Source organism: Bacillus sp. RCC_6_1 (assembly GCF_041360755.1).
Lineage (GTDB): Bacteria > Bacillota > Bacilli > Bacillales > Bacillaceae_G > Bacillus_A > Bacillus_A cereus.
On record NZ_JBFUPV010000003.1, the window covers coordinates 430354 to 452246 of the forward strand.

Consider the following 21893-nt stretch of genomic DNA (forward strand, 5'->3'; position numbering starts at 1 on the left):
AATTTTTATAGTAAAAAACATTCTGTTTTATATGCTATTATTTAAATTAGCATTTTCTCCCCGAGATTCAACTTTATTGAAACGGAGTCATAATATGATTAATCAAAAAAAGTATATACAATCTGTCATAATATACATATTTATATTTGCTCTTTGGATATTCCTTATACCAAATGAGTCGAATATAAAAGAAATCGGGATTCTTTTCTTATTCTGTTTCGCTGCACTTTTTTCTTGCTATTGCTTATGTAAAGCGATTAGAAAAATGACGCATGGTGATAAATTATTTTGGATTTTATTATTATGTACTTGTCTATGCGGGTTAGCTATGGAAATAACTTTATTTCTTCCTTCACTTTCTATTCATAAGCAAGTTATATTCTCATATAAAGCATTACCTTTTTTTATCATACAATATGTTTTACTCTTTGTTGGATTTGCTATAAAGTTTATAAAAATTTACTCTATTAAGGGTCTTGCTCAATTTTCATTCGATAGCATCTTTATTGTTATTATGAACATTTATTTCACTTTAACTTTTATCTTGGACCTTTCAAGCTTCCGTATGTTAACAAAGGAAACTTGGATTTTAATTGGCTATTTTATTGCACAATCATTAGTAATTTACGCCGTTATTAGTCTTTATAGAAGAGAACAATATTCTTCTAGTAGAATCGCATTAATTATCGGTTTCACTATTATACTCGTATACGGTTACATTCATCTGTTTCAATTAAATTTTGGGATGAAAACTTCTCCTGAATTTAATTATTTAATACACACTGCTTCTATTTTATTAATTGGACTTTCTTCCATACTATATATCTTGGATAAACCAATGCAACATGAAACGAAAGCAAAATATTATCGATTCGATTATGTACGTTTTATACTACCTTATTTTAGTATAATTATTACTTTTTCCTTTATTATCATTCAACCTTGGGATGATAAATTTATGTTAATTGGTCTCGTATTATCACTTATTTTGTTATTCTTGCGGCAACTTTACATGTGGAAAGATAATCAAGCACTAATCCTTACATATGAACAGTTGACTACACAACTAGAGGACGAAGTTGAAGAAGGTGCATTTGCATTATCAAAAAGTGAACAACGCTATAAGTCTTTATTCGAAGATCATCCCGATGCCGTTTTCTCTTTAAATATGAATGGCATTTTTCAACAATCTAATAAGGCATGCGAAAGCTTATTTACTGCCTATTATTGTGAAGTAGCAAGCTATTCTCTGGTACACTTCATTGATTCAAAAGACCACGAACTACTAAAGAAGGCTTTACAAATTACAAAGGAAGGTAGGCCACAAACGTTAGAAGTTCGTACAAAAGAACAAGAAGGCTATTATTATTATCTTCATATTACACTTATCCCTACTTTTATAAACAAAGAAGTGGTCGGAATGTTTGGGATAGCGCGTGATATTACCACTCTATATGAAAAACAAAAACAAGTAGAGCATTTAGCCTTTCACGATGCACTTACTGGATTACCAAATCGTCGAAAGTTCGAAAAAGATTTAAAAGCCATTTTAAATACAGCCCAAACTAACGCAAATGATGTCGCCGTCATATTCCTTGATTTAGATCGATTTAAAAAAATTAACGATAGACTTGGCCATGACGTTGGAGATTTATTATTAATTGAAGTAGCAAAAAGATTACGCGGTTGCTTGCGTTCAAAAGATATCGTCGCTCGCCAAGGTGGAGATGAGTTTACAATTCTGTTACCAGAAATGTACTCAGAAAAAAGTGCAATTTTTATAGCTGAACAGATTTTAACTATTTTAAACAAACCATTCTTCATTCAAGGCGAAGAACTCTCTATTACACCAAGTATCGGAATTGCGATGTACCCTGATTATGGAACTGATGTAAATGAATTAATGAAAAATGCTGATATGGCTATGTATCGTGCGAAAGCAAATGGAAAAAACCGATTTGTTTTCTTCTCAAAAGAAATGAGTATCGCTCAAAATGAAATTCAATTCTTAGAAGGTGAACTTTCAAAAGCATTACAACAAAATGAATTTTTCCTTGAATACCAGCCACAAGTAAGCACAAAAACAAAACAAATTATCGGTTTTGAAGCATTAATACGTTGGAAGCATCCAAAACTCGGTATCGTATCTCCTGCCCAATTTATTCCTCTAGCAGAGGAAACTGGTTTTATTATTGAACTTGGCAATTGGATTTTACGTACTGCCTGTTTAGAGGCAAAAAGATGGCATAATCAAGGTTTCTCTCACTTAAAAGTTGGTGTAAATTTATCTGTTGTTCAATTTAACCATGCAGATTTAATCCCAACTATTTCAAAGGTGTTGGAAGAAACAGAACTGAAACCAGAAGCACTAGATATTGAAATTACGGAAAGCATCGCAATTAATCAAAATCAATCTGTAGTTGCAAAACTAGAACAACTTCAAAATCTCGGTATTCAAATTTCAATCGACGACTTTGGAACTGGTTATAGTTCTTTAGCTTATTTAACAAAATATCCAATCAACACATTAAAAATCGCTCGAGAGTTTATTTGTGGAATTACAACTAGCCCTTTAGAAGAAGCAATTGTCTCTTCCATTATTACACTATCAAAAGAACTAAATTTAGAAGTGATTGCAGAAGGTGTAGAAACAGAAGAAGAATGGAAATTTTTACATAAACAAAATTGTGATCACATTCAAGGATTCTTTATTAGCAAACCTGTTTCTAGTAAAGACGTTTGGATGTTACTCCATAAAAAAACAACCGTCTAAGTAAGACGGTTGTTTTTTTTAAAACTCAAAAGGCATATCTGAAGCTAATTGTACCTCTTGATCATCATGAGAAATTACTTGGCTTTTCTCTAAAGCTGTATCCGCTAATGAAATACCCCATGTCATTGCTAACGTTAATAGACTACCGATAAGTAGTTTCTTCATATTCCATCACCCACATTTTTTCTTTTAATATATCATGAAAATTTATCCATATATTATGCAATTATGCATATTTAGTTTTTGCGTTATTTTATTTCGGCATTTTTTTCATAAACTTTTCTTTATACGTATGCATTTCTAGTATATCAAAAAAGAAATAAGCTTTTTCATAAGCTTCTTCACTCTCTGCCTCATCATAGCCTAGCTTTTCTAAGCATTCACCTTTTTGATAGTATAGCTGCCCAATCAATGCCATACTATTAATTCGACACGATATTTCAATAGCTTTATTTATTTGATAAAGAGCCTCTTCATATTGATTATCTAAGTATAATGTTTTCGCATAATTATGTCTTACCTTCACATCAAACTCTTTATTTTCAGGTAATGCCTCTAATTGCTTTAATATACCTTCAAATAACTCCATGCCCTTCTTAAAGTAACCATTTTCAGCATAAATATTTGCAATTGCATTCTCTATATAAAGATTTTGGTACACATCAATCCCAGTTAATTGTTGATTTAACAATTTTTTTAATTCTAAAATACAATATTCATAATCACTTTTCTTCAATACATACGCTGCTACATGATATTGCCATTGAAGAAATTGCTGAAACTCAGGATGATATTCTTCCTTTTTCAACTCATTCCATACTTTATTATAAATTTCTTTATATTTCTTTTGCTTACAAAGCATAATGATTTGATCTTTTAACTGCTTTTTCCTCTCAATATCGGAATAAATGAGTACCTCATAAAAATGAATAATGGGAACTTGTAACTTTGCTGCAATACCTTGCAATATATCCATACTTGGGTATACCGCACCCGATTCAATCCTGCTCACTTCCGATTGATGACATATGTTCTCGGATAACTGTTTTTGTGTTAATCCTCTCAACACTCTAATTTTCTTAATTTCACTTCCTAATTTCTCTGCGTGCATACTTACTCACCATCCCATTATAACAATCTAATTTGTTAAGTTGTCATACCACTACAATAATGTGAATTCGACAATTTTTGATATGAAATAATGCATAATATATATAAAATTCGGCAAATTTTTCATACAATTCATCTCACATACAATAATAGATTAGGAGTGTTATAGATGAATTATAGAAAACTTGCTAGTGCTTTCGTTACATTCGGTCTTCTTTGCCCTTTATCAACAGAAGCTATTCATGCTCAAGAATTAGACAAAAGTGTAGTCAAAGTTGAAATTGCTCAGCCTGGTTTAACAATCGGGAAATTAACACAACCTCAAAATGATACGAAAGAAAATATTGCTAAAAAGTATTTAAAAGGTGAGGTAAATGGGGCGAAAGCTCAACAAGAACAAGTCACTACTGAAAAAAATGTAGATTTCCAACCTACAAATAAAGAAACCAAAGAAAATCAAACCGAAGTTCGCCTTGCACAAACATATAAAAACTATAAAGTATATGGCCAAGATCTCATTGTAAAAGTAGATAAAAATGGAGTGATCACAACTGTTAGTGGTAAAGTTGTTCAAAATTTAAATCAACAACCTAATCTTACTATAACAAATTTTTTGTCGAAAAATGAAGTAAAATCTAAATTACGCGATATAGTTCAAATTCCAAGTGATGCAGTTGAGACAGAATTCTCTAGTGAAACCGTTGTTTATAAGAAAAAAGATGGCTATTATACATTCGCAACTGTTATTACATTTACTTATGAAAACAATGAACAAATCATAAACGGCAATGCTATCGTTGATCTAAAAACTGGCGAAGTACTTTTCCAAGAAAAGTTCATTAAAAACAAAGAGAATAAGACTATAAATCAAGTAACATCACCTAGATTATCCCCTGCAAGTGAGCAAGGAACTGGGAAAAATGCACTTCAAGAAAACATCTCTTTCAATATTGCCAAAGGAACTGATGGGAAATTTTATTTAGCGGATTTATCACGCGGAAATGGTATTTATATTTATAATGCAAACTACGCCGATTCCCTCGGAGGATATAGTCAAGCTGGTTATCCAGGGACACTAATTTCAAGTAGTACTCCTAATTTTGCAGATAAAGAAGCCGCGGGCGCTATGAAGAATATGAGTGATATTTACGATTACTTTAAGAAAGAACATAATCTAAAAAGTTACGACAATAAAGATTCAAAAGTTGTTGCTAGTGTACACGGTTTTGATTCTACTGAAGTTAGTGATGGTGTAAAAGAAGACTATGTAAATGCATTTTGGCATCCCGCTTGGAACCAAATGGTATTTGGTGATGGTTTAGGCGGAAAACTAACATCCGCTCTTGATGTAACAGCTCATGAATTTGGACATGCTGTATTTAGTGGCACGACGAAAAATAAAGTCGTGAGATATCCAAGCGCTGAAACATCTGCACTAAACGAGGGATTAGCGGATTTCTGGGGTACACAAATCGAATATTACGTAAAGAAAGATAAAGGAAACTGGATTATGGGCGATACATTAGGTGGCCTAACAATTCGTGATATCCCAAGGGAAATTGGTGACGGCGGTCATAAATTATATACAAATTTACAAGATTTCTATAACGATGGTAATAATCAAGAATCACACGTGAATTCTGGTATTATCAGTCACGTATTATATCAATTAGCTGAAGGTAAAACATATAACGGTGTTGCTGTTCAAAAGCAAGGAAATGAAAAAGTAAGTAAAGTTGTTATGCGTACATTGCAAAATTATGCAACTTCCGCTGAAGACTTTGAATCACTTCAATCTCATATTGTACAAGCTGCAAAAGATTTATATGGCACTGCCGTATCAAATGAATTTGCAAAGGCATTTGAAGCACACGGTTACAAACCGTTACAAAAAATAAATAAAGTAATAGCGGTACAATAATAAAAAAGAAGTTTACCAATCATAGGTAAACTTCTTTTCATATCCAACCCTTTTCTTCCGCAATTGTAATTGCCTCAATTCTATTTTTCGCATCGAGCTTCGTTAATACTTCAGAAATATAATTACGCACTGTACCCGGCGAAAGATAAAGTGCCTTCGCAATTTCGTTTGCCGTCTTTCCTTCTTTCGCAAGCAACAATACTTCCTTTTCGCGATCTGACAACGGATTTTGCTCCTGCCATAGGCCGAACATTAAATCTTGGGAGACCTCTCGTTTTCCCTTCATTACATTACGAATTGCTGCCGCTAAATCTTCACTTGGGCTATCCTTTAATAAATAGCCGTGCACACCAGCTTTCATTGCTCTTTCAAAATATCCCGGCCGTGCAAATGTTGTTAAAATCATTACTTTGCATGATGATTTTTCTTTCTTTAACGCTTCAGCAACATCTAATCCACTTTGAATCGGCATTTCAATATCCATAATACTTATATCCGGTTTTAACGATTCAATTAATTTTAGCGCCTCTTCCCCGTTTGCCGCTTGTCCAATTACTTCGATATCATCTTCTAGATCAAGCAGAGCCCCTAACGCACCACGAAGCATCCGCTGATCTTCTGCAATAATAATTCGGATCATGCCCTCACCTCATCTTTTCCTGTTCTAATAACAACTGGAACTTTTACTGTTAACAACGTCCCTGGATTGATTGTACCTAGTTCAACAAATCCATCAATAAGAGCAATTCGTTCTTTCATGCCGCGAATACCATTTCCATCATGATTTTGATCTGTTAAACCAATTCCGTTATCTTCTACTTTCAAAATTAGTTCACCTTGTGATTCTAATACAGAAACTGCGCACCGCGTCGCCTTACTATGTTTTACAACATTTGTAACGGCCTCACGTAAACACATCCCGACAATATTTTGTTCAATTGGTGATAACGAGCTCGATCTTGCTTCTTGCCTCACTTCTAATTCAATATTAGCTGCTTGTAAGATTGCTTTTATTTGCTCTAGCTCTTCTTCTACCGTAATCATACGCATATCAGAAATTAATTCTCTCAGCTGTTTTAAGGCTGTACGAGACGTTTGTGTAATTTCCTTCGCTTCCGCACTTGCACGCTCCGGATTTTTCACAATTAACTTCTCTACAAGCTGGCTTTTCAAAGTAATAAGAGATAACGTATGCCCTAATGTGTCATGAAGATCTCTTGCAATCCGCTGCCGTTCTTCACGTTTTACTAAGTCTTTAATTTGCTCGTTCGCCTCATCTAATTGATTTCTTAACATCTTTTTCTGATTAAAATTACGCATACCAAATGGCGTAAGAAGCATTAAAATAAACATCGGGACGATATTTACTAAACTTGTTGGTGTTAGTTGATTCATATTTACAAATACAAATGCTCCAAGCATTACAGCTAACAAACAGAGTAATACCCGAAATACTTTCTTACTTGGTGCAAATCCCATCGCACTTGCCGTGAAAAAGCCAAAGAATATCATGAAGGGATTATAAAATAAAGCAAATAAAAAGATGAGTATCATTTGAATGCATGCCCATAAAATAAACGTCTTCTGAACAAAATATAGCTGACGGTATGTGATAATAAAAAGTATCAACATACCGCTTCCTAGCACAAGCTTCCATCCTGATGCTTGTGCTAAATGGTAAATTGGAAATAATAAATACACAAGCCACATGTACGGAAAAAATCCCATATGTTTCGGAAAAATCTCAATCCTCTTCTTCTCTATCATTTATACCGCTTCCTGTCTTTTTCTTATATATATTGATACTACAACAAATATAAGGAAATAACCTCCTAATACCGCGATATTTTCCCATCCAATTGATTTTCCAGCTACAATATCCCACGCACCACTTCCGAAATGGTATGTTGGTGTCCATTCACCAATCGTTCTTAATATTTTTGGGAATACTTCAATCGGCATCCATAACCCGCCAACTATAGCTAAACTCATATTTAAAATATTAGCTAAGCCAGCAGCTGCGTCCGCCTTCTTAATGGAACCTATTACTGTTCCTAACGCTAAAAATGGTGTTACCCCTAACAATAACCATAACCCCGCACCAATCCATTGCCCTACCGTTAACTCAACATGATTAATTAGTATCCCTGCAATAAAGATAACTAATATTGAAAAAGCATTTACTACTGTTTGAGCGATAATTTTTGCTGTTAAATATGCTCCCTCTGGAAGCGGTGTAATTTTTAGAAGATGTGTCCATCCTTGCCCTCTTTCCTGAGAAAGCCTTACACCGAAACTAAAGAGTGCAGTCCCTACAATACTGAAAGTTGCCATCGAAATTAAATAATGTGCTTTCCACGCATCTCCGTTTTGTGGTACTTGAACAACATTTGTGAAAATGTAGTAAAACATAACAGGCATTAATAATGAGAAAAAGATAAATAATTTATTGCGGAATGTACGTAAAATTTCTATTTTGCACTGCATCCATAACGCTCTCATGCGATTTCCTCCTTCTGATTTGCAACGAATTGTTCAAATGCCTCATCAAGACTTCCACGTTCAACTGAAACATCTGTTACAGGTAAACTCCTTTGATAAATGGCTTTTAAAGTTGCATCCGTATCCTCCGTTGTTAAAATGAAGCGGCCTTCGTTTGACTTTACTTCTATTACATTTGGTAATTCCTTTAGTAATTTTGTAGGAATGCTTTCCTTTGAGTAAAATGTGATTGTTTTTCTCGAAATCGTTGCTTTCATTTCGTCTGGTGTACCATCTGAGATAATCTTTCCGTTCGCAAATAATAAGATACGATTTGCTAAAGCATCTGCTTCTTCTAAATAATGCGTCGTTAAAATAATCGTTTTCCCTTCACTTGCTAACTTTCGAATCGTTTCCCAAAACGTTCTTCGAGACGTAATATCCATTCCGACTGTCGGCTCATCTAAAAATAACAAATCCGGATTTCCCGCAAGTGCAAGCGCACAGTTTAACCTTCTTTTTTGCCCACCTGATAATTTCTCACATCTTTGCTTTCGCTCTGATTCTAAATTTGCTAACTGCAGTAACGTTTCTTTCTCTATAGGATTCGTATAATAACTACGGAATAACTCAATTGCCTCTTCCACCGTAATACTATCAATGACACTTACTTCTTGCAGCATCGCACCGAGGCTATTACGAACATCTCTATGCTTTGGACTCTTTCCAAATATAGAGACCTTACCTTCCGTTGGTTCCTTTAATCCAAGCATCATCGACATCGTCGTTGTTTTCCCCGCACCATTTGGACCAAGCAACGCTACTATTTCCCCTTTATTTACATGAAATGAAACATTATTTACTGCGTTTTTATGTTTAAATGTTTTAGAAACATCATTTACTTCAATAATCTTTTCCATCTCTCCACCCCCGCTGTTTCTTATATTTACATTGTATTCCTTGGAAAACTTAGGAAACAGTATGATGCGTCATGACATCGATATGACAATTGTCATGTATTCTTTATGAGAGGAATCAGCCCCCATACCGCAAGCGAGTAGCAGGACGAAAATAAACATGATACAATCGGATAAGATATATATTCGAGGAAGGACAGTGGTTTTCATGATTATTCGTAATGAACAAGATTTAGAAGGCTTACGAAAAATCGGCCGCATCGTTGCGCTTGCACGTGAAGAAATGAAAAAACAAGCGAAGCCAGGTATGACAACGAAAGAGCTTGATTTGATCGGTAAAAAAGTATTAGATGAGCATGGTGCTATTTCTGCACCTGAAAAAGAATATGATTTTCCAGGTGTAACTTGCATTAGTGTAAATGAAGAAGTTGCTCATGGTATTCCAGGAGATCGTGTATTAAAAGAAGGCGACTTAGTAAACGTCGATGTATCCGCTGCACTTGATGGCTATTATGCAGATACAGGCATTTCATTTGTTCTTGGAGAAGACGAGGCAAAAGAAAAACTTTGCCAAGCAGCGGTTGATGCATTTTGGGCAGCAATGAAAAAGGTTAGAGCTGGCTCAAAACAAAATCAAATTGGTCGTGCTGTTTCAAACTTCGCACATAAAAGTGGATACAATGTTATCCAAAACTTAACTGGTCACGGCATTGGTCTTAGCTTACATGAAGCACCAAATCACATTTTAAGTTACTATGACCCAATGGATAATGCGCTTCTAAAAGACGGTCTTGTTATCGCTGTAGAACCGTTCATCTCTATGAAAGCTGATCATATTATTGAACGTGGTGACGATGGTTGGACATTCGTTACACCAGATAAAAGTCTTGTTGCACAATGTGAACATACCGTTGTCGTAACACGCGGTGAACCAATAATCTTAACAGAAATCTAATACCAAAAACGGCTGTTTTGTAGATTTATTCCACATAAAACAGCCGTTTTTTATTTTTGGGAAAATATGTGAACTAGTGTTGAACTCTTTATCATTTAAGTATATAATCTTTAGCGGAGGTTACTTAAGCTTATCTTTACTAAAAAGATATTGTAACTAAGGAGTAAAACACCTTCTTTCCTATTGTTTAAACAGGCTCAAAAATGACCGTAGTAACGTGTTAGTCGAATATTCTGTAATCCTTATATTTCTCTAACAATGTAAGAAACTATCACCTTTCAACTTCGGTCCACTAATCGCACAACTCTCTTTAGACAAAATAAATGACTATTTTCAAAGTACATATTGTCTTCATTCTGACCAAAACCAACCCTATCTAGATTTTTATTTCCACATAACTTTAAGGCAAAAATAAGCCTTCACAAAGGGATACACTACATTGGTTAGTATGTATCGTAAAACTTACCTTTATAACCATTCTTTTTTACTAGATATACATGAAAACTATCTCACATATAAAGGTCTGATATCATTATTTATATCAGTATTTTTTTCGACATTTTTTGTCGAATTGTGTATATTTCCATAGAACTGTGTAAATATACATTTTGTTTTACGTTAAATAATATTGCTTTGAACATAATTCTGTTTGTCTGAGAACGCGTATAGAAACGGAGGGATAACAAAAATAAATAGCTTATAACAAATACTTTTAATATTCCATTTGTTCATGTGGAATAAGTCCCCAATGGACAAATGAATGTTCAGAGGAGGAAAAATGAAAAAACTTTTTAATGTATGTTTAATTGTATTCGTACTATTTTCGCAACTTGCTAGTTTTCCATACAATCAAGTAAAAGCGGAAACCTTAACAGGAGATTCCTTATTTGACACTGTTGAAATGAAAGATGCGACGAATCATATTATTGACGAAGCAAAAAATCCTAACAATTTAATAAAGATAGGATCAACCATTCAAGTAGAATACGCTTGGTCAATAAAGGATCAACAAGTTGCACACGCAAATGATACAGCAGTAGTTCAAATACCACTTGCATTAAAAGTATCTAAAGATTTGCAAGGGGATTTAGTAACAGATCAAAAAAATATTGGTCAATATTTTATAACAGCTAAAGATAATAAATTAAAATTAATATTTAATGATCAAGTAGAAAATTTGAAAGACGCTAAAGGAAAAATTAAAGTTGATACCGTGTTTAACTCAACTTTAAAAACTGGGGAAAAATCAGTTCAAATCGCTTTTCCTTTAGGAACAATGGTTCAGCCTATATCAGTTCCTGTTCAAGTAGAAAACTCTAAAGAAGATGGCATCAAACAGGATACTAATAAACAAGCGCAAGATCCAGTAGCTAAACCTGTTACTGACAATCTGGAGCAAGATCCAGCAACTAAAACTGTTACTGATAATCCGGAACAAAACCCAGCAACTAAAACTGTTACCGATAATCCGGAACAAAACCCAGCAGCTAAAACTGCCACTGATAATCCGGAACAAAACCCAGCAGCTAAAACTGCCACTGATAATCCGGAACAAAACCCAGTAGCTAAAATTGCTACTGACAATCCAGAACAAAAGCTATCAAGCGACCCTGCTGAGAATACAAATTCAGGTCCAAAGCAAATAACAACAAACATTTTAACCGGTGTAAAGTTGACGGATAAAGACGGAAAACCATTTACAGAGGATAACCGTCCAAGTACAGATTCCCCTGCCAATATTGAGTTTACATGGGAACTTTTAAAATCAATGAATGTGAAAAATGGAGATTACTATATTTTTGATCTTCCTAAACATTTTAAGATTTACAATACAATTAACAGTCCTTTATATGATAGTGAAAACCATCAAATTGGTAATTTTACTGTTACAAAAGATGGAAAAGTCACGATGACATTCAACGATTATGTTGAAGAGCATCCAGATGTTGCTGGTAACCTACAATTAAAGACAGAATTTAATAAAGCTGAAATTAAAGGTACAACAACACAAGAAATTCCTTTCCCGATTAAAGATAAGGATGTTTCTATTACAGTTGACTTTAAGCCTAATGTACAAACAGCTACGAATAAAAAAGGATTACCTGATAGACCAATTAATACAAATGAAATTAATTGGAAAGTAGAGATGAACAAAACGCAAGACATCCTTAAAAACGCTGTTTTTAAAGATAACATTCCACAAGGTACAAACTTAAATAAAGATTCTATTAAAGTTTATTATTTAGAAGTTGATGTTAATGGGAATGTAACGCGTGGTGCAGAAGCTGAGCCAACAGATTACAATATTATTTCATCCGATGGCTCAAAATTGGAGATTGCTTTTAAAGATTCTATCAATAAAGCATATCAAATCGAATATGCCACAAAAATTACTGATGAAAATATTAAAAGTTTCCGAAATAACGTTACGATAACGAGTGATAATCAAAAGCAACAAAACGCAAGCTCTACTGTAACGGTTTCTCGTGGTACACACTTAAATAAAACAAGTAAATATGATCCAAAGACGCAAACAATTGAATGGACAATTACTTACAATGGTGATCAAAGAGAGATCAAAAAAGCAGATGCGATTTTAAAAGATATTTTTGACGATACACACGAACTAGATGCAAATTCTATTGTTGTAAAAAACGCTTCATATAATGAAAAAGGAACGCTTGTAACAGGAGATGCTGTTAATAATTACACTGTAAGTAACAAGAAGAATGGCTTCGATTTACAGTTTAATGATGATATTAATAGTGCTTATGTGATTACCTATAAAACCAAGCCAACTAATAAAGTTATAGAAGATGGAAAAGTAAAAAATAAAGTTACAGCTGATAATGATTCAAGTAAAGAAAATGAAGCTAGCTTCAAGCAGCAAAATATTATTAAATCTAATAATAAAGCTGAAACAAATTATAAAGACAAAACAACAACTTGGACAATTATAGTAAATAATAACAACTATCCATTAAACAACGCGATTATTACGGACACCTTTGATCATGGTGGATTACAATTAAAAGATAAGAAACTAGAAATTAAAGACGGAAATTATACCCTTCAAGCTGGGACTGACTATGTTTTAGATGTAACAGATAAAGGCTTCAAAATCACTCTTATAGGTACGTATCAGTCTAATATGACAAAGACATTAGTCGTAAAATATACGACAGACTTTGATTATACAAAGCTAGAAAGTGGTAAAACTTCATTTAAAAATACAGGTAACCTTTCTTGGATAGATACGGATTCTAATCCACAATCAAATAAAGTTGAAGCTAATTTCGATCCTGATACTTTCACAAAGGCAAATGGTTATAAATACGGTTCTTATAACGCCCAAACGAAGGAAATTACTTGGATAATAGGCTTTAACTATAATAATGTTGAGATTAAAGATCCTTATGTTATAGACGTCATACAAGATAAACAAAAGTTAGTGCCTGGATCCATTGAAGTGCGCGATATGATTTTAAATGGAAATCCTGATAATGCACAACCCGGTAATGCTGTACCAACTGAGAAATATGAACTTGAAGAACCTACAGAGGAAAATAAAAACACCCTAAAGGTTCATTTCAAACAATCAATTAATTCACCTTACTATATTATCTTTAAAACAAGCCTTGATGGTGAACTTATCCAAGGCACCTACAAAAACGAGGCAGATTTAAAAGATGGCTCTAAAATCGTAAACACCCTTACAGGTGACACTCAAGTAAATAAAGGTGGCAGCTTCGTTACTAAAAAAGCTGTGCAAGACGACAACTATATTAATTGGAGTATCGCAATTAACGAAAGCCAATCAACCATTGCAGATGCCGTTGTAACAGATGACCCAACCGAAAACCAGGTAATTGTGGAAGATTCATTCCACTTATATCCTACAATTGTTGATCCATATGGAAATTTAACAAAAGATACAGTAAACGAATTAAAAGAAGGAACAGACTATAAACTCAAAATAACAACAGACAATAATACCGGAAAGCAACATTTCGAAATTGCCTTCTTGAAAAAAATTGATCGAGCTTATATTTTAGAATATCGCTCACTTATTAATGCAGATGATAAAGAAAAAGTAAGTAATAAAGCGAAAATCGCAGGCAATAAGTTGACAGTTAAAAACACAGAAACTACTGAAACGATTGAAGTGAGAATGTCTTCTGGTTCAGGCGGAGGATCTGCTACTAAAGGCCGTGGAAACCTTGAAATTATAAAGGTAGATAACGACAATAAGAACGCACTATTAGCTGGGGCAGAATTTACTTTATACGATCGTACAGGTAAAACTGTTATCCGTAAAATTGCAACAGACAAAGACGGTATCGCTAAATTTAATAATTTAAAACGCGATAAATATTTATTAAAAGAAACAAAGGCTCCTGAAGGCTATGTAATTAGCTGGGATTTAAAACAAGGGAAAATTGTTGAACTTGGTACACAAGAGACTACAACATATAAACTTGCAAATAAGAAGTTTGTCGGTAAAGTAGTTTTAACAAAGTCTGATGACCTGAATAAAAACGTCACACTGCAAGGTGCCGTTTTCACACTACTTGATAAAGATAAAAAAATAATTTCAGAACACGAAAAATTAACAACAAATGATAAAGGACAAATTACTGTAGATAATTTAAAACCAGGAACTTACTACTTAAAAGAAATAAAGGCTCCTGAGCATTATCAATTAGATGATCGACTTATTGAATTTACAATCGAGGAAGATCAAACAACAGTAATTAATAAAACGGCCCAAAACAGCTTAATTAGAGGCTCAGCTATCCTAACAAAAGTTGATAAAGAGGGTAATCCTTTAGAGGGTGCTGTATTTAGTGTACGGGACCAAAATAACAAAAGAATTCCTGGTTATACCAAATTAACGACAAATGGTAACGGACAAATCGAAGCGAAAAATTTACTTCCTGGAGAGTACCAATTTGTTGAAGAGAAAGCACCTGAACATTATGAAATAGATAAAAAACCACTTAAATTTACAATTGATAAAAGCCAACAGAAAGCACTTACTGTTACCGCGACAAATCACCTCATTAAAGGTGGTGTCACTTTAACGAAATTCGATGATGTCGATGGCACTGCCCTTGAAGGTGCTGTATTTAAAATTGTCGATGCGAATGACGAGAAACAAGTAATTCGTGAAAATATAAAAACAGGTTCAGATGGAAAAGTTACCGTTAAAGATCTAGAGCCTGGTGTTTATAAATTTATCGAAACAGAAGCTCCTAAGGATTATACGTTAAGTACAAACCCTATCGAGTTTACAATTGATAAAAGCCAACAAGCTCTTGCTACTGTTACGGCAAATAACAGCTTAAAAACGGGCGAAGTTGAATTATTAAAAGTTGATGAGTTTGGTGAGAAAAAACCCCTTGAAGGTGCAGTATTCAAGCTTGTCGATACAAATAATAATGACGTTTCCCCTTACACTAACTTAACTACTGATAAACACGGTAAAGTTAAAGTTAGTAACCTACGTCCTGGTACGTATAAATTTATTGAAATAGCTGCTCCTGAACATTACGTTTTACGAGCAGAACCTATTGAATTTACAATCGATAGAAGTCAGAAAGAAACTCTACTTGTGAAAGCTGAAAATGCTTTAAAACCAGGAGATGTTGAATTAACAAAAGTTGATGATATCGATGGTACAGCTCTTGAAGGTGCTGTATTTAAAATTGTTGATGCTAATGATGAAAAGAAAGTCATTCGCGAAAATGTAAAAACTGGTGCGGATGGTAAAGCTATCGCTACTGGCTTACGCCCTGGCGATTATAAATTTATCGAAGTAACAGCACCGAAGTATTACGACAAAAATACAAAACCAATTAAATTTACGATTACAGAAAGTCAAACAACTCAGGCTACTGTTACCGCTAAAAACAGCTTAACAAAAGGCGGTATTGAGTTAACAAAAGTGAATGCTGCAGATGAAAAGGAAACACTTGAAGGTGCAGTATTTAAAATCGTTAATAGAGATACTAATGAAGATGTTCGTACGGACCTTGTTACGAATAGTAAAGGAATGCTAGTTGTAGATGACTTACGTCCTGGTAACTATAAACTTATCGAAACAAAGGCTCCACCTTATTACGATGTAAATGTAGAACCAATTGAATTTACAATCGAAAAAGGACAACAAAAACTCCTTCCACTTACATTTAAAAATAGTTTAACGAAAGGAAAAGTTAAACTTATTAAAGAAGATGATGTGGAAAGTAGTAAAGCTCTTGCCGGCGCTGTATTCACATTGCAAGACGCAACTGGCAAAGAAATTATGAAAGATTTAACAACAGATGATCACGGAGTATTAGTTATTCCTGATTTAGCACCAGGGGATTATCAATTTATCGAAACAAAAGCCCCTGAACATTATAAATTAGACAAAACACCTATTAAGTTCACAATTAAAAAAGGTAGTAAGGAAGATCTTCCTATCCCTGTTACTGTAAAAAATAGTTTACTTACAGGTGGCGTCACTTTAACAAAAGTTGATGATGTTGATGGCACTACTCTTGAAGGTGCAGAATTTATAATCGTTGACGCTCATGATACTAAAAAGGTAATTCGAAAAGGTTTAACGACTGATAAAAACGGTAAAATTACTGCTTCTGATTTACGTCCTGGAGACTATCAATTTATTGAAGTAAAAGCTCCAAAAGACTATACCTTAAGCAAAGACCCTATTCCGTTCACTATCGAAAAAAGTCAAAAAGAGAATATTACTGTTACCGCTACTAACAGTTTAAAGAAAGGTGCAGTAACATTAACAAAAATTGATGACATCGATCGTACGATGCTCGAAGGTGCAATCTTTAAGATTGTGGATATGAATGGTAAGGAAGTTCATACGAATCTTGTTACAGATAAAAACGGAAAAATTTCTGTTTCTGATTTACGCCCTGGAGACTATCAGTTCATTGAAACAAAAGCTCCTGAGCACTATGTATTAGATGAAACAACGATTCCATTTACAATTGAAAGAAGTCAAACGAAAGAGATCAATGTTACAGGCAAAAATGCTTTGAAAAAAGGTAGCGTTGAACTAACAAAGATTGACGATATTGATATAAATACAAAACTTTCTAACGCCGTATTTAATTTATTAGATGCAGACGGTGAGCTAGTTGAAGAGGGCTTAAAAACAAATGCTGAAGGTAAAATTGTTGTTGAAAATCTACGTCCTGGTACGTATCAATTCGTTGAAACAATTGCTCCTGAACATTACGATTTAGATAAAAAACCTATCGTATTTACAATTAAAAAGAGCCAAACTGAAACTCTTCATATCACTGCTACAAATGCTTTAACAAAGGGTGCAGTTAAACTTTCTAAAGTAGACGATATTGATGGCACTGTTCTTAAAGATGCAGTATTTAAAATTGTTAATATGAACGGTGATGTAGTTCATAAAGACCTTGTTACAAATGAACAAGGAATAATCGAAATTAACGACCTACGTCCTGGTGATTACCAATTCATCGAAACGAAAGCTCCTAAGCATTACGTTTTAGATGAAACACCAATCAAATTCACTATTGAAAAAGGACAGAAGAAAGTTATTTCTTTAACTGCTACAAATAGCTTAAAACAAGGTAGTATCGAATTACTTAAAGTTGATGATTTAAACACTCAAACAAAACTTGCCGATGCGGTATTTAATTTACTAGATCAAGATGGCAAAGTACTTAAAACAGATTTAAAAACAAACAGTGAAGGTAAAATCGTTATCGAAAACTTACGTCCTGGTACGTATCAATTCGTTGAAATAACGGCTCCTGAACACTATGATTTAGACAAAAAACCAATTATATTTACAATTGAAAAAAGCCAAAAAGATATTGCTACCGTTACTATGAAAAATAGTTTAACAAAAGGCGGCGTGGAACTTTCTAAAGTGGATGACGTCGATGGCACTACTCTTGAAGGCGCAGTATTTAAAATTGTGGATATGAATGGCACTGTAATTCGCAAAGATCTTGTTACGAATCAACAAGGTAAAATTAGCGTTTCTGACCTACGTCCTGGTGATTATCAATTCATCGAGACAACGGCTCCGAAACACTATGATTTAAACAAAGAGCCAATTCCATTCACAATCACAAAGAGCCAAGCTGATCCTATCTCCGTTACAGCTACAAATAGCTTAACGAAAGGCACTGTGGAACTTTCTAAAGTAGATGATGTAGATGGTACTGCTCTTAAAGATGCGATATTTAAAATTACTGATATGAATGGTAACGACATTCGCACTGAACTTACAACAGATGTACATGGAAAAATTTCTGTTTCTGATTTACGTCCTGGGGACTATCAGTTTATTGAAACGAAAGCTCCTGAACACTATAAATTAGATAGTACACCTATTAAGTTTACAATTAAGAAAAGCCAAAAAGAAAAGCTCCAAGTTACTGCTACAAATAGCTTAACTGAGGGTGCTGTAGAATTAATAAAAGTGGATGATATAAATCCAGATACAAAACTTTCTGATGCAGTGTTTAACATCATCGATGCGAAAGGTAAAATTGTTCGCACTGATTTAACTACTGATAAAGATGGGAAGATTTCAGTTTCTGATTTACGTCCGGGAGATTATCAGTTCATTGAAACGAAAGCTCCAACTGGCTATGATTTAAACGTTAAACCAATTCCTTTCACAATTACGAAAGGACAATCTCAGGTTACCTCTGTTACAGCCTTAAATAGTTTAACAACAGGTTCAATTGAGTTAACTAAAGTTGATATTGATCACCACGGAACACTTGAAGGTGCCATTTTCAATATTTTAGACCAAGATGGAAAAGTCATCCGAGAAGGTTTAAAAACAGATCAACACGGAAAAGTAATCGTAAATGATTTGAAACCTGGTAATTATCAATTAGTAGAAACAAAGGCTCCTAAAGGCTATCAATTAGATGCATCACCAATAAACTTTACAATTGATAAAGCCCAAGCTAAGCCACTACAAATTACAGTTTCAAATAAAAAAATTGAATCTTCTTCAGGTGGAGATGACAAGCCAATTACTCCTCCAAATAAAGAAGATAACAAAGGCAATGAAACATCTGAGAAACACGAAAACGGAACTTCCGAAGAAACATCGAATAAAACAGATAACAAACAGCAAGATGATCGAAATACGGATAAGCACCTTCCAAATACAGGTCATAAAGAAGACCCTACACAAACAGTAGGTATTGTTCTTCTACTAGCTGGATTATTAAGTATTTTAGCTACAAAACGCAAAAAAAATTATTAATAATTTTTTCACATCCAATCAATCTCTCAATTGATTGGATGTTTTTTTATACAAAAAGGACGATACATAAAGTATCGTCCTTTTAACGGGGTGAGGCTGCCCAAAAGTACGGAAAACCTTTGAACAGCCTCTTATTTTCATATGGATGCCTTACATATATCACTGATAATAATTATGAAATGCGGAAACATAATTACCATCAACTGATTCAAACATGAGAAATGAAACCCTACAGTGGTTCCATTCCTCTACATAATCTAAAGTTTGGGTACACTAGATTCATGCAATGTAGGAGCTTTCAGAGTAGAAAGCGAACCTTCGTTTAAAATGATAGCATACATATCTCCCTCAAAAATATGCAAATATGCATATATCGTTTTTTTATTTCTCAATGTCAGAATATTGAAAAATAAAAGGTGTGAAGGTAAAATAAAGTCATTATCCGTCTTCTTTTGTCAGTCAGAGAGAATAGAAGAATAGGAGAGGAAAAAATGAGAAAATCATTGAAACAAAAAATAGTAAGCTCTTTGCTTGCTGTATCACTTGCTGTTAGCTTAGCTCCAATTGGGCAAGCAAAAGCGGATTCCACGTCAGAGGTTACACAAACTCCATCTATTACAAAACAGATTGATCCAAACCGCGCGATTGAACATGTTCGTTTCTTATCTGAAACAATTGGTCCTCGCCCCGGTGGAACAAAATCCGAAGAATGGGCTTCTCGTTACATTGGTATGCAGCTTAAATCAATGGGCTATGAAGTAGAATATCAACCATTTCAGGTGCCCGATCAATACGTTGGATTCATTGAATCACCCCTATCAACAAAACGTAATTGGCAAGCTGGTGCTGCTCCTAATGCACTAATTTCTACAGAAGCTGTTACAGCTCCCCTTATCTTTGTTCAAGGTGGGACAAAATTAGAAGATATTCCAAATGAAGTAAACGGTAAAATTGTTTTATTTGAAAGAGGAACGACAGTTACCGACTATAATAAACAAGTTGAAAATGCTGTTAGCAAAGGTGCAAAAGGTGTTCTTTTATACAGTTTAATTGGCGGACGCGGAAATTATGGACAAACCTTCAATCCCCGCCTAATGAAAAAGCAATCTATCCCTGTCTTTGGTCTTGCTTATGCGCAAGGAAATGCATTTAAAGAAGAAATCGCTAAAAAAGGGACAACAATTCTTTCCCTAAAAGCGAGACATGAATCTAAATTAACATCTCTAAATGTTATCGCCAAAAAGAAACCAAAGAAGAGTACAGGTAATGAAAAAGCAGTCGTTGTAAGCTCGCACTATGATAGTGTTGTCGGAGCACCTGGCGCAAATGATAATGCTTCTGGAACTGGATTAGTATTAGAACTAGCTCGTGCTTTTCAAAATGTAGAAACTGATAAAGAAATTCGCTTTATTACCTTTGGTTCTGAAGAAACTGGATTACTTGGTTCGGATTATTACGTGAATAGTCTATCCCAAAAAGAACGCGACCGTATTTTAGGTGTCTTTAACGCCGACATGGTTGCAACAAATTATGATAAAGCAAAGAATTTATATGCTATGACACCTGATGGCTCTACAAACTTTGTAACAGACGCTGCCTTGCAAGCAGGTAAACAACTAAATAATAACCTCATCCTACAAGGTAAATTCGGTTCTAGTGATCATGTTCCATTTGCTGAAGCTGGTATTCCTGCTGCTCTATTCATTTGGATGGGTGTCGATAGTTGGAACCCATTAATCTATCATATTGAGAAGGTATACCATACACCTCAAGATAACGTATTAGAAAACATTTCACCTGAACGAATGAGAATGGCATTAGACGTTATCGGAACAGGAGTTTACAACTCGCTTCAAAAACCTGTTCCTCAAACTGAACAGAAAGCTGCTTAATCATTTAAAAGACCACTGATTTTTGAAGTGCACCCCAATTGTTAGACACATAATTAACAATTGGAGGTGCATTTTTTATGGCTAAATTTTCTTCAAAAGATAAAATACAAGCAGTAAAACGATATCTAGAAGGTACGGAAGGCGGAAAAACCATTGCTAATTCTATAGGGGTTCATCCTAGAGAACTTTATCAATGGATTAAACGGTTTGAATTTTCAGGGGAAAAGGCGTTTGAAAAACGCTATACAACTTACCCTCTCGAGTATAAACTAGATGTAATTCATTATATGAATGAAAATGGGACATCTCTGAGAGAAACAGCTGCTTTTTTTAATATTCCTTCTTGCGAAACACTCCGAAAATGGAAAGTAGCTTATGAAACAGAAGGATTAGATGCCCTAAAATCAAAGAAAAAGGGGCATCTAACCATGGCCAAAGAAAAAGCTAAGCTACAACATTTAAAACAAAACGAAGTATTTCTTGAAGGTTCTATAGAAGCGCTACAAGCAGAGAATGAACGTCTGCGTATGGAAAATGACTATTTAAAAAAGTTGA

Annotated in this window: 12 protein-coding genes; 6 read left to right on the plus strand and 6 right to left on the minus strand. The window is 34.3% G+C overall.

Translation table 11 applies throughout. The features are described 5' to 3' along the window. Positions 1–94: 94 nt before the first annotated feature. Positions 95–2773 carry a DUF4084 domain-containing protein gene (locus AB6801_RS14260; RefSeq protein WP_048568662.1) on the plus strand — a complete coding sequence of 893 codons (2679 nt, stop codon included), beginning with the start codon at positions 95–97 and terminating at the stop codon, positions 2771–2773. 18 nt (positions 2774–2791) lie between these two features. Here AB6801_RS14260 and AB6801_RS14265 read toward each other — a convergent pair whose 3' ends face one another. Together AB6801_RS14265 and AB6801_RS14270 are read right to left on the minus strand one after the other, a co-directional pair. Further along, complete coding sequence (locus AB6801_RS14265; RefSeq protein ID WP_000734744.1) at positions 2792–2938, minus strand: quorum-sensing peptide PapR; 147 nt, start codon at positions 2936–2938, stop codon at positions 2792–2794. A gap of 88 nt (positions 2939–3026) precedes the next feature. Next, on the minus strand, positions 3027–3884 hold the full coding sequence (locus AB6801_RS14270) for a helix-turn-helix domain-containing protein (RefSeq protein WP_000542907.1): 858 nt from the start codon (positions 3882–3884) through the stop codon (positions 3027–3029). Positions 3885–4052: 168 nt separating this feature from the next. Here AB6801_RS14270 and AB6801_RS14275 point away from each other — a divergent pair, with 168 nt between their 5' ends. Then, positions 4053–5804 (plus strand): M4 family metallopeptidase, encoded by a 1752-nt coding sequence (locus tag AB6801_RS14275; protein ID WP_048568663.1) that lies wholly within the window; start codon positions 4053–4055, stop codon positions 5802–5804. 37 nt (positions 5805–5841) lie between these two features. On the opposite strand, the gene AB6801_RS14280 is transcribed toward AB6801_RS14275, so the two are convergent. From AB6801_RS14280 to AB6801_RS14295, 4 genes are read right to left on the minus strand one after another with little or no spacing between them, the layout of a single operon-like run. Next, entirely contained in the window at positions 5842–6444 is a 603-nt protein-coding gene (locus AB6801_RS14280) for a response regulator transcription factor (RefSeq protein ID WP_000619245.1), read from the minus strand. Beyond that, positions 6441–7571 carry a sensor histidine kinase gene (locus AB6801_RS14285; protein ID WP_000570626.1) on the minus strand — a complete coding sequence of 377 codons (1131 nt, stop codon included), beginning with the start codon at positions 7569–7571 and terminating at the stop codon, positions 6441–6443. Before AB6801_RS14285 ends, AB6801_RS14280 begins: the two co-directional genes overlap by 4 nt. Next, positions 7572–8306 (minus strand): ABC transporter permease, encoded by a 735-nt coding sequence (locus tag AB6801_RS14290; RefSeq protein WP_001202431.1) that lies wholly within the window; start codon positions 8304–8306, stop codon positions 7572–7574. Continuing rightward, positions 8303–9205: an ABC transporter ATP-binding protein gene (locus AB6801_RS14295; RefSeq protein WP_097999219.1), complete on the minus strand. Its 903-nt coding sequence runs from the start codon at positions 9203–9205 to the stop codon at positions 8303–8305. Before AB6801_RS14295 ends, AB6801_RS14290 begins: the two co-directional genes overlap by 4 nt. A 157-nt stretch (positions 9206–9362) precedes the next feature. On the opposite strand from AB6801_RS14295, the gene map reads away from it, so the two are divergent. The 4 genes from map to AB6801_RS14315 form a co-directional block, all read left to right on the plus strand. Beyond that, entirely contained in the window at positions 9363–10157 is a 795-nt protein-coding gene (gene map, locus AB6801_RS14300) for a type I methionyl aminopeptidase (protein WP_003313889.1), read from the plus strand. Between the two features lie 778 nt (positions 10158–10935). Next, the gene (locus AB6801_RS14305) at positions 10936–19446 is read left to right on the plus strand and encodes a SpaA isopeptide-forming pilin-related protein (protein WP_370941093.1); all 8511 of its coding nucleotides are present in this window, start codon (positions 10936–10938) and stop codon (positions 19444–19446) included. Between the two features lie 491 nt (positions 19447–19937). Then, positions 19938–21338: a M28 family metallopeptidase gene (locus tag AB6801_RS14310; RefSeq protein ID WP_001232226.1), complete on the plus strand. Its 1401-nt coding sequence runs from the start codon at positions 19938–19940 to the stop codon at positions 21336–21338. Between the two features lie 77 nt (positions 21339–21415). Further along, on the plus strand, positions 21416–21893 hold a 478-nt coding region (locus AB6801_RS14315), incomplete at its 3' end, for a helix-turn-helix domain-containing protein (protein ID WP_370941094.1).

What these genes read in the sequence shown, in the direction of transcription:
- AB6801_RS14305 (WP_370941093.1), top strand. Translation starts at nt 10,936, where the DNA reads ATGAAAAAACTTTTTAATGTATGTTTAATTGTATTCGTACTATTTTCG.
- map (WP_003313889.1), top strand. Translation starts at nt 9,363, where the DNA reads ATGATACAATCGGATAAGATATATATTCGAGGAAGGACAGTGGTTTTC.
- AB6801_RS14290 (WP_001202431.1), bottom strand. Translation starts at nt 8,306, where the DNA reads ATGAGAGCGTTATGGATGCAGTGCAAAATAGAAATTTTACGTACATTC.
- AB6801_RS14285 (WP_000570626.1), bottom strand. Translation starts at nt 7,571, where the DNA reads ATGATAGAGAAGAAGAGGATTGAGATTTTTCCGAAACATATGGGATTT.
- AB6801_RS14260 (WP_048568662.1), top strand. Translation starts at nt 95, where the DNA reads ATGATTAATCAAAAAAAGTATATACAATCTGTCATAATATACATATTT.
- AB6801_RS14265 (WP_000734744.1), bottom strand. Translation starts at nt 2,938, where the DNA reads ATGAAGAAACTACTTATCGGTAGTCTATTAACGTTAGCAATGACATGG.
- AB6801_RS14270 (WP_000542907.1), bottom strand. Translation starts at nt 3,884, where the DNA reads ATGCACGCAGAGAAATTAGGAAGTGAAATTAAGAAAATTAGAGTGTTG.
- AB6801_RS14310 (WP_001232226.1), top strand. Translation starts at nt 19,938, where the DNA reads ATGAGAAAATCATTGAAACAAAAAATAGTAAGCTCTTTGCTTGCTGTA.
- AB6801_RS14280 (WP_000619245.1), bottom strand. Translation starts at nt 6,444, where the DNA reads ATGATCCGAATTATTATTGCAGAAGATCAGCGGATGCTTCGTGGTGCG.
- AB6801_RS14295 (WP_097999219.1), bottom strand. Translation starts at nt 9,205, where the DNA reads ATGGAAAAGATTATTGAAGTAAATGATGTTTCTAAAACATTTAAACAT.
- AB6801_RS14275 (WP_048568663.1), top strand. Translation starts at nt 4,053, where the DNA reads ATGAATTATAGAAAACTTGCTAGTGCTTTCGTTACATTCGGTCTTCTT.